We start from the raw sequence: 14,521 nt of genomic DNA, 5'->3' as shown, positions 1-14,521 counted from the left end.
ATGTTGTCACCCTACCCTGGAAACCCGATGAAAATCCTCCTCACCCCCGCCATCCGACTCATGCAGCGCTTGCGCCTGCTGCCCAAATTCATGCTTGTCTGCCTGGTCTTCCTGCTGCCTTTGGTGCTGGCGACCACCCTGCTGATCTCGGAGCTGGGCAAGTCGCTGGCCCAGGCGCAGGATGCGCAGCGCGGCGTGGCCTATGTGCGCCAGCTGCAGGAAGGCACGCGCCTGCTGCAGCAGCGGCGCGGCCTCGAACACTTGCGCCTGAGCGGCAAGGCGGGCATGGACAACAAGGCCCTGAACGCGCGCATCACGGCCACACTGGCGGCCCTGGCGCGCCTGCCTGCCGGTGCCGGCTTGCCGCAGGCGGCCGAGCTGACGAAACAGTGGCAAGCCCTGCTGGGCCGCCAGGCCGGTTTCGCGGCGCGCGACAGCTACGCGGCGCATACGGCGCTGCTGCGCCAGGCGGCCAAACTGGGCCAGCTGGTGGCCGACCGTTCGCACCTGAGCCTGGACCCGGACGCTGGCGCCAACCACCTGAGCGCCGTCTTCACCGCCACCCTGCCCGACCTGGCCGAAAGCCTGTCCGACATCGCCGGGCGCGGCGCCGCCTACATCGACACGGGCCTGTTCGAAGCAAATGAAGATCAACTCGTCAACGCCAACGCGCTGATCGCGCGCCACGAACTGGAACGCCTGCCGGCCCGCTTCGACGAAATCCTCGCCACCCGGCCGGAATTGCGCGCCAGCGTGCAGCCGGCCCTGAAAGCCGTGCCAGCCGCGCTGGCCTTCCTCGAACGCACGAAAAACGAGGTGACGAATTCCTACGACCAGACGTCTGGCGCGCAATTCCATGCGGCCGGCATGCAGGCGATCGACGCCCTGCAGGCGCTCTCCGGTGCTTCCGCCGGCGCCCTGGACGATTTGCTGGCGCAGCGCATCGCCCGCGACGAGGCGCGCCGCGCCCTGATCCTGGCGGCCATGCTGCTGGTGCTGCTGGCAGCCGCCTACCTGTGCGCGGGCTTTTATGCCGCATTCGCGCGCGACGTGACGCAATTGCGCGTGGCCGTCGGCGCGGCGGCGGCGGGCGACCTGTCGCAGCGCATCACCTCGCAGGCGCACGACGAGATCGGCGACCTGGTACGCGACTTCGGCGCCATGACGCACGGCCTGGCCACGCTGGTGCAGGAAATCCGCGGCGGCGCGGCCATCATCGCGGCGGCCGGCGCCGATATCGCCCAGGGCAACGCCGCCCTGTCCGGCCGCACGGCCACGCAGGCGGATGCGCTGGGCGCCACGGTGGACTCGATGCGCGAGCTGACGGCCACCGTGGGCCGCAACGAGGCGCACGTAGGACAGGGCCGCACCCTGGTGGCGACGGCGGCCGACGTGGCCCTGCGCGGCGGCCAGACCGTGGGCGCCGTGGTCGACACCATGGCCTCGATCAAGGCCAGCTCGCACAAGATCGTCGACATCATCGGCGTCATCAACGGCATCGCCTTCCAGACGAATATCCTGGCCTTGAATGCAGCGGTGGAAGCGGCGCGTGCGGGCGAGCAGGGGCGCGGCTTTGCCGTCGTCGCCTCCGAAGTGCGCAGCCTGGCCCAGCGCTCGAACGAGGCGGCGCTGGAAATCAAGCGCCTGATCGGCGATTCCGTCGCCACCGTGGATGCCGGCGGCGACCTCGTCAATGCCGCCGGCAACACCATGCGGCAAGTGGTCGACGCCGTGCAGCAGGTGGCCGTGGTGATCGGACGCATCAGCAGCGCCGGCGCCGAGCAGAATGGCGAGATCGCCCGCATCAACCAGGCGCTGGCGCAAATCGACGACATGACGCGCCAGAACGCGGGCCTGGTCGACGAGGCGCGCGCCGGTTCGCAGCGCCTGCACCAGGAAGGCGAAGCGCTGACGCAGGCCGTCAGCCGCTTCCGCCTGGGCGAGCACGAGACGCCAAACCCGCGCCAGACGCCGGCCGCAGCCGTGCGCGACGGCTTGCCCAGCGTGCGTCCGGCCGGTCTGTGGAGCGCCAATAAACCGCGCGTCATATCACAAAATCGCGCGGAACGGCGCAAGGCTAGCTAGTCAAAAGTGTGCACGTAGGACAAGGACTACAATTCCGCCTCAAATGAGACTACAAAGTGGCGACTGCTAATCTTATGTTCGCCACTTACATAAGCTTTTAAAGTAGCTACATCGCGATCTGCACCGCGCGGTCGAACAAAACGCCGTTATCACATGAGCACGGCAGCTTCTTTGACCAGCAACGCGGCAGTCGCACTCCGATGTAAAAAGCCTGTGAGGAATACTATGAACCAAACTCAACTTAGCACCCCGGTCCAGAAGAACCAGTTGCTGCCGCGCGCCATGCCGGCGGCCGGACGGGAAATCAAGCTTGCGTCGCGGGTTAGCCTCAGCAGTGCCCAACAGAATGAATTGCTGGCCGCCCTGCCGCGCGCCGCGCTTGAATCGCTGTTCGAAGACCTGGAACTGGTGGAACTGCCGTTCGGCAAGGAATTGTATGCCTATGGTAACAACCTGGAATACAGCTACTTCCCCACCACCGCCATCATTTCGCTGCTGTATGTGATGGAAGATGGCGCCACGACGGAAATCGCCGTCGTCGGTCATGAAGGCGTGGCCGGTGCCTCGCTGCTGGCCGGCGAGCGCGCCATGTGCACGGCTGTCGTGCAAAGCGCCGGTTACGGCTACCGCCTGAAAACGCAAAGCTTGCGCGACGCTTTCAATCAAGGCGGCGCCCTGCCCCAGCTGCTGATGCGCTACACCAACGCCCTGTTTGCGCAAATGGCACAGAACGCCGTCGGCGGCCGCCACAGCTCGATCGAACAAAAGCTGTGCCGCTGGCTGCTGGACCGCCTGGACCGTTCGCCATCGAATGAATTGAAAGTCACGCAAGAGCTGATCTCGATCATGCTGGGCGTGCGCCGCGAAAGCATCACGGCCGCCGCTGGCAAGCTGCAGGAAGAAGGCTTGATCCACTATCGCCGCGGCAATATCACGGTGCTGGACCGCGCCGGCCTGGAATGCTATGCGGGCGAGTGCTACAAAGTAGCCAAGACAGAATACGACCGCTTGCTGCGCGACGTATCGCGCTGCTGATGCGCTGCTGATCACGCAAGATAGTTAAAAAAATGGCCGGGCTGCATGCCCGGCCATTTTTTATCTCAAAGAAAATTACGCTTCGATATCCGCGTCGATGTCTTCCGGCTCCGGCGTCAGCGGCAGCGGAATCACGGCTTCCACGCATGTCCCCTTGCCATCCGGTCCCGGGCGCACGGTGAGAGTGCCGCCCAGCAGCAAAGCGCGTTCGCGCATGCCCAGCAAGCCGTGCGACATCGGTTTTTGCAGCGCAGCTTCCGTGATGCCGATGCCGTCGTCGATCACGCGCAGCACCAGGCCGTGTTCATTGCGTTTCAAGGTCACGCTGACCATGCCGGCACGCGCATATTTCATGATATTCGTCAGCGATTCCTGCACGATACGGAACAGAGCAATCGTCAGGGTGGCTTCGCGGTTGTCGATATTGATGGCCACGTCCGTTTCGCAACGAACCGAGCTCATGCGCGCAAAATCCTCGCAATAGCTTTCAATGGCGGCGCACAGGCCCAGGTTGTCCAGCAGACTCGGGCGCAAATCCTCGACGATGCGGCGCTTGAGCTCCACCGTTTCCAGCAAGGTCGCCTTGGCACGGCGCAATTGCGTCGCCAGTTCCGGCTGCGTGTGCGCCAGTTGCTGCGTGACGGCACCCAGGTCCATGCTGATCGACGTCAAGTTGGCGCCCAGCTCATCGTGCAGCTCACGCGCCAGCCGCGCTTTTTCCACTTCATTGACGCTGATCAAATGACGCGACAGCACGGATAGCTGCTCGGTACGCTTGCTGACCGTCGATTCCAGGGTATCGTTGGCATTTTGCAATGCATACTCGACGGCCGCGCGGTTCTGGAAGCTGCGCCGCACCAACTGGTAAAACATGATCAACACGAGGATGGCCAGGGCATTGATGCCGATGCCGAGCAGCACGGCTTTCTGGTACTCATGATAAAAGGCGGCGCTGCCGGTCGACAGCGCTTCATTCTGTTCGCGCGTCATGATCACCACCTGCAGGCGGATCTCGTCCATCGTGGCGCGGTCATCGGTGACGCGGGAAATGTTGACGATCTCGGCCAACCCGCCCTGCTTGTAGACATCGATCGATTGTTGCAACATCGACATCTTGCGACGGATCAAGCTCTTCAGCTGGCCCAGGTTTTTCAGCTGGGTAGGACTGCCCGCAAGCAAGGTTTGCAACTCGTTGAATTCGTTTTCGATTTCGGTGGTGGCGGTCTTCGACGGCCCCAGATACGTTTCGGAGCCGGAAATGAAATAGCCGCGCAAGCTGCTTTCCGCATCGAGCACGAGCACATTCAAATACTGCAGGCGGTCGGCCACACGGGCGCTCTGGCTGAGCAAGGCGTTCGTGCCCTTCAACGACTGCAGGTTGTGATAAAGACTGAAGCCATTAAGTACAAGCAACAAGGCGCACGTCACGCACAGGATCGTCTTGTACAGGGGCAGGCGGTGATTCGGGGCCGGTTCAGCGGTGAAATACATCCTGATGTGCATCCTTAGCAAGGTTCGGCGCGGGAGAGAGCGCCGGCGCCGGCCAATTATAGTCCTCGCCGCAAACTGCTGCACTGCACAAGTCGTGCTGGCTAGCTGGCTGAGCGATCATGTTTCAATGATCGCACCGCAGCGCTAGTCAAGCAAATTGTTTTTCATTGCGTAATAGGTCAGGTCGCTGTTAGATTGCAAGCCCATTTTTTCCATGATGCGCGTACGGTAGGTACTGACCGTCTTGATGCTCAGCGATAAGGCCACGCCGATATCGGACACGGTGGCGCCGCGCGCCAGGCGCAGGAAGACCTGGAACTCGCGGTCCGACAATTCCGTATGCAAGGCCGCATTCGTGTCGCGGTCGAACGACTGCGCCAGCAACTCGCCCACGGTGGAGCTGACATAGCGGCGTCCCTGGAACACGGTGCGCACGGCCGTCATCAGCTCATCGGCTTCGCATTCCTTGTTCAGATAGCCGTTCGCGCCCATCTTGAACAGGTTCAGCGCATACTGCTGCGCGGGATAGCCGCTGAGTATCAGCACCGGCAATTCCGGCTGGCCCTGGCGGATCGTGCGCAAGGTATCGATGCCGCTTTGATCGGGCATGGCTATATCGAGCAGCAATACATCGCAAATTTCGCGGCGGGCGATATCGAGCGCTTCGCGCCCGGTACCGGCTTCCGCCACCACACTGAAATCGTCAGAAGACGAAAAAATCTGTTTGAATCCAGCTCGTACTATTTGGTGATCATCACAAATGGCAACGCGTATCATTGTTTCCCCTTAAATTTTCCTGGCCTGGGAAAGACTACCGGAACCTGAACGCTGCTCCGGTTCAGCGTCACTAACAAAAACGCAACATTAACATTATATTCAAAATATGGCGCGCCGTACGGTGGCGTGAGCGCCAAGGCGGAGCGCCCATGCAGTATAGTCAACTTGGTCAACTGCTACCGGACAACCCCACCTATATTGGTACAAATCTTATTTTAGCAAGGTTAAAATCGCCATTAATTCATTGCGTATCCACACGCGGTCCAACGGCGCTTCCTGCGGCACGGCAGGCATGGCCGGCAGCGCTGGCAGCTCGGCGGCGATGGCATGCGAAGCGCCACGGCTGTCGAGCTTGTTGCGCGCCCCGCTGATGGTAAAGCCCTGCTCGTACAGCAATTCGCGGATGCGGCGTATCAGCAGCACCTCATGGTGCTGATAATAACGACGGTTTCCACGTCGTTTGACCGGCTTGAGCTGGGAAAACTCCTGCTCCCAGTAGCGCAATACGTGCGGTTTGACGCCGCACAACTCGCTCACCTCGCCGATCGTGAAATAGCGTTTCGCCGGAATGGGCGGCAAGGCGATCAACTCGGTTTTACTGATGCGCTCGTTCATCGCCACTCACTCAGGCAGCACGTGCCAGCGGACTGGTCTCTTCGACCATGCTTTTCAGCTTCTGGCTCGCATGGAAGGTCACGACACGGCGCGCCGTGATGGGGATCTCTTCGCCCGTCTTCGGATTGCGGCCCGGCCGTTGCGGCTTGTCGCGCAACTGGAAATTGCCGAAACCGGACAACTTGACGGCCTCGCCACGCTCGAGCGCATTGCGGATTTCGTCGAAAAAGGTCTCGACCATATCCTTCGCTTCGCGCTTGTTCAGGCCCACTTGCTCGAACAACAGTTCGGCCAGTTCCGCCTTGGTCAAGGTCGGTAAATCTTTTTCCGCTTCCTGGCGCACTTTGGCAACCAGCATGGCCCGATGCAAATCGGCGGCCAGTGCGGACTGCAGTACGGCGGAATCAACGTCGCTGTTATTAATTTTCCTGCCCTGCCTTTTCTGTGCGCCCGAGCTCGCCACATGGCAAGCTCGTCTACGATTGACGACGGAAAGGCCGTCACGCAAGGCGACGGCCAGTCCGGTAATTACGAACGCAGTTTCGCGTCGTGGCCCTGCTTGGCCGCATCGATCAGGACAGCCATCAGGCCATCGACGACATCGTCTTGCAGGGTGTTTTGAGTATCTTGCAAGCTAATCCGGAAAGCAAGGCTTTTTTCATCCGCTTCCAGACCTTTTCCACGATATTCATCAAATAAAACAATGGCTTGCACGATACGCGCTGCCGGGCTCGCCTTCGTTGCCACGTGGAAGCTGTCGAGCAGATCCTGCACGGCCACCGATTGCTTGACGACCACGGCCAGGTCGCGGCTGACGCCAGGGAATTTCGAGATTTCCTGGTACGCGGGCACGGCTCTTTGCGTCAAGGCAGCGGCGTCGACTTCGAACAGCACGGGCGCCAGCGGCAAGTCATACTTTTGCATCCAGCGCGGGTGCAATTCGCCAATGAAACCGATGACCTTGCCATCGAGCTCCACGTTGGCCGAACGGCCCGGATGCAGTGCCGGATGCTCCGCCTTGGTGAAACGCAAGACCAGCGGCGCGAACAGCGCTTCCAGGTCCGCCTTCACGTCGAAGAAGTCGACCGTGCGCGCAGCCTGGCCCCACTGCTCGTCAGCTACCGCGCCGTAGGCCATGGCGGCCACGCGCTTCGGCTGGGCGTAGCCAGCCACCGACAACGGGCCGTTTGCCACGCTGTCGTCGCGCTGGTAGATGGCGCCCACTTCGAAGATGCGCACGCGGTTCGTCTTGCGGTTCAGGTTGTAGCGCACATTGGCGATCAGGCTGCCGATCAGCGAGGAACGCATCACGCTCATCTGGCTGGCGATCGGATTCTGCAATTTGATCGGGTTTGTGTTGCCCGAGAAATCGCGCTCCCATGCCGTATCGACAAAGCTCATGTTAACCACTTCCTGGAAGCCCAGGTCGGCCAGTTCATGACGTACCGCAAACAGCGAGCGGGTATTTTCCGGTGCAATCTGCATCACGTTCGCGGCCACGGGCGGCAAGGTCGGGATGTTTTCAAAGCCGTACACGCGCGCCACTTCCTCGATCAGGTCTTCCTCAATCTCGATGTCGAAACGGTAGCTGGGCGAGGTCACGGAAAACACGCCGTCCGCCAAGGTAAATGGCAGGGCCAGGCGCGTGAAGATATCGGCGATCAGCTCATCGTTGAGCGGCACGCCGATGACTTTTTGCGCGCGCGCCGTGCGCATCGATACGGGCTGGCGTTGCGGCAAGTTCACCACGTGGTCGTCGACGGGGCCGACGGTCGTCGCCGGCGTGCCGCAGATTTCCACGATCAGTGCCGTGATGCGCTCGATGTGTTCGACGGTGGTGGCGAAATCGACGCCGCGCTCGAAGCGGTGCGCCGCATCGGTCGAGAAATTCAAACGGCGCGCGCGGCCTTGAATGGCGTTCGGCCACCAGAATGCCGCTTCCAGATAGATGCTGTCCGTATCGTCCGACACGGAGCTGGCGTCGCCGCCCATGATGCCGGCCAAGGATTCGATTTCTTTATCGTCAGCAATGACGCCGATCCACTCGTCGACGGCAATGGTATTGCCGTTCAACAGCTTGACGGATTCGCCCGCCTTGCCCCAACGCACGTCGAGGCTGCCGTGGATCTTCGCCAGGTCAAACACGTGGCTGGGACGGCCCAGCTCCAGCATCACGTAGTTCGAGATATCGACCAGGGCCGACAGCGGACGCTGGCCGCTGCGCTCAAGGCGCTGCTTCATCCAGTCCGGCGTGGCTGCCTTGGCGTTCAAGCCGCGGATGATGCGGCCCGTGAAACGGCCGCACAGGTCCAGCGCGCTGACTTTCACGGGCAGGATTTCATCGCTGGAAACAGGCACGGTGCGGAACTGCGGCGCATTCAGGGGCACGCCCGTCAAGGCCGACACTTCGCGCGCCACGCCCAGCACGGACAGGCAGTCCGCCTTGTTCGGCGTCAACTTGATGGTGAATTTCAAGTCGTTGAGCGCAAAGTAATCGCGGAAATTCTGGCCGATCGGCGCGTCGTCCGGCAATTCCATCAAGCCGGCGTTTTCTTCCGACAATTTCAATTCGCGCGCGGAGCACAGCATGCCTTGCGACTCGACGCCGCGCAGCTGGCCCACCTTGATTTCAAACGGCTTGCCATCGGCGCCAGGCGGCAGCACGGCGCCCGCCATCGCGCAGACGACTTTCAAGCCCGGGCGCACGTTCGGCGCGCCGCAGACGATGTTGAGCATGGTGCCCGTGCCGACGTCGACCTGGCATACATTCAGGCGGTCCGCGTTCGGATGTTTTTCCATCTCCAGGACCAGGCCCACCACCACGTTCGAGAACGGGGGCGCGACAGGATCGACGTCCTCGACTTCGAGACCGGACATGGTCAGCAGATGGGCCAGTTCGTCCGAAGTCATCTTCGGATCGACCATGGTACGGAGCCAGTTTTCGGAAAATTGCATAATCAAGCCTTCAAAGGGTCAAAGCTCACAGCGCGAGCGCACAGGCGCTCAAGCGCCATGAATCAAACGGAACAACGCTTAGTTGAATTGCTTCAAGAAACGCAAGTCGCCTTCATAGAAAAGGCGCAGGTCGTTGATGCCGTAGCGCAGCATCGTCAAGCGTTCCAGGCCGGAGCCGAAAGCAAAACCGATGAATTTCTCGGGATCGAGGCCGAAGTTCTTCACGACGGTCGGATGCACCTGGCCGGCGCCCGACACTTCCAGCCAGCGGCCCTTCAACGGGCCCGAGCCAAAGGCGATGTCGATCTCGGCCGACGGTTCCGTGAACGGGAAGTACGACGGACGGAAGCGCACCTGCAGGTCGTCCGTCTCGAAGAAGGCCTTGACGAAATTCAGGTACACGCCCTTCAGGTCGGCAAAGCTGATGTCTTCGGCGATCCACAGGCCTTCGACCTGGTGGAACATCGGCGAATGGGTGGCATCGCTGTCGACGCGGTAGGTGCGGCCCGGCGCGATGACCTTGATCGGCGGCGTGTGCGTGCGCGCATAACGCACCTGCATCGGGCTCGTGTGCGTGCGCAGCAGCAAGGGCTTGCCATCGGTGTCGTTGCCATCGATGTAGAACGTGTCTTGCATGGAACGGGCTGGATGGTTTTCCGGGCTGTTCAGCGCCGTGAAATTGGTCCAGTCGTTTTCGATTTCAGGACCGTCGGCCACGTCGAAACCGATGGAGCGGAAGATTTCCTCGACCCGCTCCCACGTGCGCATCACGGGATGAATGCCGCCTGGCATCCGGCCACGGCCTGGCAGGGTCACGTCGATCGCTTCGGCGTTCAGACGGCCTTGCATCTGGGCATCGGCCAGCGCATCACGGCGCGCCGTCAGCGCGTCTTCGATCTGCACTTTGACGGCGTTGATCAGGGCGCCCTGCGCCTTGCGCGCGTCCGGATCCAGCTTGCCCAGGCCCTTCATCATTTCGGTAATCTGGCCAGTCTTGCCCAGGTAGCGGGCTTTGGCGTTTTCAAGTGCGGCAGCGTCTGCGGCGGCGATAAAGTCAGCCTGGGCCGAGACGACGAGTTCTTCTAGGGAGTTCATGCGGCATTTCCTGTTTTGGACATCAATTCTGGACTCGATTATCAAAAGTCCAACAATCAAAAACGGAAACGGGGCATAAGGTTCACACCCCTGCCCCGCTCTTTATGACGTCACCCTACGGATGACGTTGTGCAATGACCGATGCTTACGCAGCGATTTTTGCTTTAACTGCGTTGACAATCGCAGCGAATGCTGGCTTGTCCATCACAGCCATATCGGCCAGGACTTTACGGTCCAGTTCGATATTTGCTTTTTTCAAGCCGTTCATGAATACGCTGTACGTTACGCCATGCTCACGGGAAGCGGCGTTGATACGGGCGATCCACAGGCGGCGGAAAACGCGCTTCTTGTTGCGGCGATCGCGGTAAGCGTATTGGCCAGCGCGCATAACTGCTTGCTTGGCAACACGGTATACACGGCTGCGGCGACCACGGTAGCCTTTAGCTTGAACAAGAATCTTCTTATGACGGGCACGAGCTGTAACCCCACGTTTTACTCTAGGCATAGTAACTCCTTAAATTGAGTGTGAGATTAAGCAGTCGGCATCATGCGCATGACGGATGTGACATCCGATGCGTTGATGTTACGGGTACCGCGCAACTGACGTTTGTTTTTGGTGGTTTTCTTGGTCAGGATGTGGCGTTTGAACGCGTGACCCGACTTGACTGTTCCACCTGGACGCACGCGAAAACGTTTTTTCGCGGAGCTTTTGGTCTTCATTTTAGGCATAGCAATCTGTCCTCTTACGGACAGCTCCATTTATAACAGGATTGCAGGTGGCAACACGACGCTGCGCTTAGATGCCTGCTTTCACATGTTGTGCAGCGGATGCGAGTCCACTACAGTTCACGCGGCCCGGCTATTGCTGACCGGGCCGCGCAAATTCTGCCTGGAATCTGGTGTCGCGCCCATGCAGGCACAAACCACGTCGATCCACAGTAAAACGCTATTGTATCTTACTTCTTCTTCTTAGGCGAAAGAACCATGATCATTTGGCGGCCTTCCATCTTCGGGAACTGCTCGACCTGGCCGTACGGCTCCAGATCGGCTTTCAGACGTTCCAGCATGCGGAAGCCAATATCCTGATGCGCCATCTCACGACCGCGGAAACGCAAGGTAATCTTGGTTTTATCGCCATCGTCAAGGAACTTGATGAGATTACGCAACTTGATATTGTAGTCACCATCATCAGTCCCCGGACGGAATTTGACTTCCTTCACGAGGATGATCTTTTGCTTCAATTTGGCTTCGTGAGCTTTCTTTTGCTCCGAATACTTAAATTTGCCGTAGTCCATCAAACGGCACACCGGTGGCTGCGCGGTAGGCGCAATTTCCACCAGATCGACGTTTGCCTCTTCCGCCAGGCGGAAGGCTTCAGCCAAACTTACGATACCGAGTGGCTCGTTATCGACCCCGCTTAAACGCATTTCAGGGGCAGTGATTTCGCCATTGATGCGATGTGACTTGTCAGTAGCTATTGTAATTTCCTTTAAAAATCTTGTAAGACGGTCGTGCAGCGAGTTTCCTCGTCAGGCCTTGGTGTCGACTTCATGTTTGAGTCGCTCTATCAGGGCATCGACGGACATCACGCCCAGATCGACATTGCCCCGCGCCCGCACGGCCACTGTATTCGCATCCCGCTCTTTGTCGCCAATCACTAAGATGTAAGGCAATTTTTGTACGGAATGTTCACGTATTTTATAGGTAATCTTCTCGTTACGCAAATCAGCCTGTACGCGCAGCCCCGCTTTGCGCAGTTTTGTTGTAACTTCCTGTACATAGTCGGCTTGAGCGTCGGAAATATTCAACACCGACACTTGCACCGGCGACAACCACAGCGGCATGGCGCCCGCATAGTGTTCGATCAGGATGCCGATGAAACGTTCCAGCGAACCGACGATCGCGCGGTGCAGCATGATCGGCACCTGGCGCGTGTTGTCCACGGCCACGTATTCGGCACCCAGGCGGCCCGGCATCGACGGGTCGATCTGCACGGTGCCCACCTGCCATGCGCGGCCCAGGCTATCCTTCAGGTGATACTCGATCTTCGGACCGTAGAACGCGCCCTCGCCCGGCAATTCCGTCCATTCCACGCCGCAGGCGCGCAGGGCCGAACGCAGGGATTCCTCGGCGAAATCCCACGACTCTTCCGTGCCGATGCGGTTATCGGGACGCAAAGCCAGTTTCACATCGATATTCGTGAAGCCGAAAGCCGTGTACACATCCATCGCCTGCTGGTGGAACGCCGTCACTTCGCCGGCGATCTGCTCTTCCAGGCAGAAGATGTGACCATCATCCTGCGTAAAGCCGCGCACGCGCATCATGCCGTGCAAGGCGCCCGATGGCTCGTTGCGGTGGCATTGGCCGAATTCGCCGTAACGCAATGGCAGGTCGCGGTAGCTGCGCATGCCATTGTTGAAAATCTGGATATGGCCAGGGCAATTCATCGGCTTCAGCGCATAGGCGCGGTTTTCCGATTCCGTGATAAACATGTTTTCACGGTAATTGTCCCAGTGACCGGTTTTTTCCCACAAGCCACGGTCCAGAATTTGCGGCGCCTTGACTTCCTGATAGCCATTGACCTGGTACACATTGCGCATGTATTGCTCGACTTGCTGCCAGATCGACCAGCCTTTCGGATGCCAGAAGATCAGGCCCGGCGCTTCTTCCTGGAAATGGAAGAAATCGAGCTGCTTGCCCAATTTGCGGTGATCGCGCTTTTCCGCCTCTTCCAGATTGTGCAAATACAGCTCCTGGTCTTCCTTCTTGGCCCAGGCCGTGCCATAGATACGCTGCAGCATCTCGTTTTTCGAGTCGCCGCGCCAGTAGGCGCCGGCCAGCTTCATCAGCTTGAACACTTTCAGCTTGCCCGTCGATGGCACGTGAGGGCCGCGGCACAAGTCCGTGAACTTGCCTTCGGAATACAGCGACACTTCCTGGTCGGCCGGAATCGAACCGATCAGTTCAGCCTTGTACGCTTCGCCGATACCCTTGAAGTACTCGATGGCTTCGTCGCGCGCGACAACCTTGCGCGTGACTTGCTCATCCTTCTTGGCCAGCTCGGCCATTTTCTTTTCGATCGCGATCAGATCTTCGGGCGTGAACGGACGCTTGTAGGCGAAGTCATAGTAAAAGCCGTTGTCAATCACGGGACCGATGGTCACTTGCGCGTCGGGGAACAATTCCTTGACGGCATACGCCAGCAAGTGGGCCGTCGAGTGGCGGATCACTTCCAGGCCATCGACATCCTTGTCCGTCACAATCGCCAGTTCCGCATCTTGCTCGATCAGATAGGAAGTATCGACCAGCTTGCCATCGACCTTGCCGGCCAGGGCAGCCTTGGCCAGGCCGGTACCAATATTGGCCGCAACCTGGGCCACGGTGACCGGGCCGTCGAATTGACGGGCGGAACCATCGGGAAGTCGGATTGTAAGCATATTGATCTCCATATCGGCGCTGGCGCCAGGTAAAACTGCAATGTGGTGTGGACTGAAAAACTGAAAGGAAAACGCGGACGCAAAAAAACGCGGACTAGCCGCGTTTTTCACTTTCTTGAGACAAAGGAAACCCGTTCGACTAGCGTCACTCCCAAAGCTTGGTAGTAGTTCGCGGTGTCATAACCGGTTTACCCTTTCTCTTTAACTGCATTCTGGTGGGCGGTGAGGAATTCGAATCCCCGACCCCTTGGATGTCGACCAAGTATTCTAACCAGCTGAACTAACCGCCCGTAAAACTTTTTTACCGATCACTGCATCAGCAATCGTCTTTAAAACCATCTACTGCCAAATTCTGGTGGGCGGTGAGGAATTCGAATCCCCGACCCCTTGGATGTCGACCAAGTATTCTAACCAGCTGAACTAACCGCCCCGAAGACCAGCATTATAGAGAGGCTTTCCCAGAATGACAAGGGCTGTTTTACAGGAAACTTTAATCATTCTCCGGGCGTCAGCCTCCTTTATATGGAGGGGGCCCGCGGCGCCTTGAATGCCGCTAGAATCGGGGCATGAATTCCACCATACTAACTTGGCTGAAAACTCTGAGCCGCATTTGCGGTTTTGAAACGGCCGACTCCTTCCCGCCCCATCATCCGTATGCGCGCACGCGCTGGGACGCCGCGTATTTCGATATCGCCTCCGACGTGAAGCCCGACGAAATCGAGCGGCGCATCTGCGCGGCCATCGCCAACACGCCGAGCGTCTTCGCCTACATCACCAATCCCACGCCGCGCATGCAGCGTGCGCTGCTGAACGTGATCCACGACCGGCTGCGGCGCCAGCCCGGCGCGGGCGCCACGGACCTGGTCTTGTTATTGATCAACGCCTACGCCAGCGACCACATCACGGAAGCCGTGCCCGGCCTGCGCAACCTGATCGTCAACACGGAACACGAAGACACGAACCTGCGCGTGCATGCGATTCTGGAATTGCTGGTCGGCACGCCGCGTGGGCTCGACGTCATCGATATGTAA

The 14,521-nt window shown here is 59.4% G+C and carries 13 protein-coding genes and 2 tRNA genes; 3 read left to right on the top strand and 12 right to left on the bottom strand.

Annotated elements, in window-relative coordinates; all coding sequences use genetic code 11:
- The first annotated feature begins 27 nt into the window (after window positions 1-27).
- Together ACQ4WO_RS18005 and ACQ4WO_RS18000 are read left to right on the top strand one after the other, a co-directional pair.
- Window positions 28-2,085, top strand: coding sequence for a methyl-accepting chemotaxis protein (locus ACQ4WO_RS18005; RefSeq protein WP_436482612.1), 2,058 nt, complete (start codon window positions 28-30; stop codon window positions 2,083-2,085).
- A 225-nt stretch (window positions 2,086-2,310) separates the two neighbouring features.
- Complete coding sequence (locus ACQ4WO_RS18000; protein WP_034751913.1) at window positions 2,311-3,120, top strand: Crp/Fnr family transcriptional regulator; 810 nt, start codon at window positions 2,311-2,313, stop codon at window positions 3,118-3,120.
- 75 nt (window positions 3,121-3,195) lie between these two features.
- On the opposite strand, the gene ACQ4WO_RS17995 is transcribed toward ACQ4WO_RS18000, so the two are convergent.
- The 12 genes from ACQ4WO_RS17995 to ACQ4WO_RS17940 all read right to left on the bottom strand — a co-directional run bounded on the left by ACQ4WO_RS17995 (window position 3,196) and on the right by ACQ4WO_RS17940 (window position 13,920).
- On the bottom strand, window positions 3,196-4,611 hold the full coding sequence (locus tag ACQ4WO_RS17995; protein WP_436482610.1) for a sensor histidine kinase: 1,416 nt from the start codon (window positions 4,609-4,611) through the stop codon (window positions 3,196-3,198).
- 144 nt (window positions 4,612-4,755) lie between these two features.
- Complete coding sequence (locus ACQ4WO_RS17990; protein ID WP_010399201.1) at window positions 4,756-5,388, bottom strand: response regulator; 633 nt, start codon at window positions 5,386-5,388, stop codon at window positions 4,756-4,758.
- Window positions 5,389-5,598: 210 nt separating this feature from the next.
- Window positions 5,599-6,003, bottom strand: coding sequence for a MerR family transcriptional regulator (locus ACQ4WO_RS17985; protein WP_436482609.1), 405 nt, complete (start codon window positions 6,001-6,003; stop codon window positions 5,599-5,601).
- Between the two features lie 10 nt (window positions 6,004-6,013).
- Window positions 6,014-6,361 (bottom strand): integration host factor subunit alpha, encoded by a 348-nt coding sequence (locus tag ACQ4WO_RS17980; RefSeq protein WP_010399205.1) that lies wholly within the window; start codon window positions 6,359-6,361, stop codon window positions 6,014-6,016.
- Between the two features lie 170 nt (window positions 6,362-6,531).
- Complete coding sequence (gene pheT, locus ACQ4WO_RS17975; protein WP_436482608.1) at window positions 6,532-8,958, bottom strand: phenylalanine--tRNA ligase subunit beta; 2,427 nt, start codon at window positions 8,956-8,958, stop codon at window positions 6,532-6,534.
- A 78-nt stretch (window positions 8,959-9,036) separates the two neighbouring features.
- Complete coding sequence (gene pheS, locus ACQ4WO_RS17970) at window positions 9,037-10,053, bottom strand: phenylalanine--tRNA ligase subunit alpha (protein WP_034751917.1); 1,017 nt, start codon at window positions 10,051-10,053, stop codon at window positions 9,037-9,039.
- Between the two features lie 145 nt (window positions 10,054-10,198).
- The gene (gene rplT / locus ACQ4WO_RS17965) at window positions 10,199-10,558 is read right to left on the bottom strand and encodes a 50S ribosomal protein L20 (RefSeq protein ID WP_010399214.1); all 360 of its coding nucleotides are present in this window, start codon (window positions 10,556-10,558) and stop codon (window positions 10,199-10,201) included.
- A 26-nt stretch (window positions 10,559-10,584) separates the two neighbouring features.
- Complete coding sequence (rpmI, locus tag ACQ4WO_RS17960; protein ID WP_038493025.1) at window positions 10,585-10,782, bottom strand: 50S ribosomal protein L35; 198 nt, start codon at window positions 10,780-10,782, stop codon at window positions 10,585-10,587.
- A gap of 227 nt (window positions 10,783-11,009) precedes the next feature.
- Window positions 11,010-11,570 (bottom strand): translation initiation factor IF-3, encoded by a 561-nt coding sequence (infC, locus tag ACQ4WO_RS17955; protein WP_416054767.1) that lies wholly within the window; start codon window positions 11,568-11,570, stop codon window positions 11,010-11,012.
- Between the two features lie 12 nt (window positions 11,571-11,582).
- Window positions 11,583-13,490: a threonine--tRNA ligase gene (thrS, locus tag ACQ4WO_RS17950; RefSeq protein ID WP_436482607.1), complete on the bottom strand. Its 1,908-nt coding sequence runs from the start codon at window positions 13,488-13,490 to the stop codon at window positions 11,583-11,585.
- A 213-nt stretch (window positions 13,491-13,703) separates the two neighbouring features.
- A tRNA-Val gene (locus ACQ4WO_RS17945) sits at window positions 13,704-13,780 on the bottom strand.
- Between the two features lie 63 nt (window positions 13,781-13,843).
- Window positions 13,844-13,920, bottom strand: a tRNA-Val gene (locus tag ACQ4WO_RS17940).
- A gap of 136 nt (window positions 13,921-14,056) precedes the next feature.
- On the opposite strand from ACQ4WO_RS17940, the gene ACQ4WO_RS17935 reads away from it, so the two are divergent.
- Window positions 14,057-14,521, top strand: a complete 465-nt coding sequence (locus ACQ4WO_RS17935; protein WP_436482606.1) for a hypothetical protein — start codon at window positions 14,057-14,059, stop codon at window positions 14,519-14,521.

Source organism: Janthinobacterium aestuarii (genome assembly GCF_051380835.1).
GTDB classification, from domain to species: domain Bacteria; phylum Pseudomonadota; class Gammaproteobacteria; order Burkholderiales; family Burkholderiaceae_D; genus Janthinobacterium; species Janthinobacterium aestuarii.
Note: the sequence above shows the minus strand (reverse complement) of the source record. Positions and strands in the feature narration are given on the sequence as shown.

Bases quoted from the DNA above. Each gene is read 5' to 3' on its own strand.
- ACQ4WO_RS17935 (WP_436482606.1), top strand. From the start codon at position 14,057: ATGAATTCCACCATACTAACTTGGCTGAAAACTCTGAGCCGCATTTGC.
- pheT (WP_436482608.1), bottom strand. From the start codon at position 8,958: ATGCAATTTTCCGAAAACTGGCTCCGTACCATGGTCGATCCGAAGATG.
- ACQ4WO_RS17985 (WP_436482609.1), bottom strand. From the start codon at position 6,003: ATGAACGAGCGCATCAGTAAAACCGAGTTGATCGCCTTGCCGCCCATT.
- ACQ4WO_RS17990 (WP_010399201.1), bottom strand. From the start codon at position 5,388: ATGATACGCGTTGCCATTTGTGATGATCACCAAATAGTACGAGCTGGA.
- ACQ4WO_RS17980 (WP_010399205.1), bottom strand. From the start codon at position 6,361: ATGCTGGTTGCCAAAGTGCGCCAGGAAGCGGAAAAAGATTTACCGACC.
- rpmI (WP_038493025.1), bottom strand. From the start codon at position 10,782: ATGCCTAAAATGAAGACCAAAAGCTCCGCGAAAAAACGTTTTCGCGTG.
- pheS (WP_034751917.1), bottom strand. From the start codon at position 10,053: ATGAACTCCCTAGAAGAACTCGTCGTCTCGGCCCAGGCTGACTTTATC.
- ACQ4WO_RS18005 (WP_436482612.1), top strand. From the start codon at position 28: ATGAAAATCCTCCTCACCCCCGCCATCCGACTCATGCAGCGCTTGCGC.
- ACQ4WO_RS18000 (WP_034751913.1), top strand. From the start codon at position 2,311: ATGAACCAAACTCAACTTAGCACCCCGGTCCAGAAGAACCAGTTGCTG.
- rplT (WP_010399214.1), bottom strand. From the start codon at position 10,558: ATGCCTAGAGTAAAACGTGGGGTTACAGCTCGTGCCCGTCATAAGAAG.
- thrS (WP_436482607.1), bottom strand. From the start codon at position 13,490: ATGCTTACAATCCGACTTCCCGATGGTTCCGCCCGTCAATTCGACGGC.
- ACQ4WO_RS17995 (WP_436482610.1), bottom strand. From the start codon at position 4,611: ATGTATTTCACCGCTGAACCGGCCCCGAATCACCGCCTGCCCCTGTAC.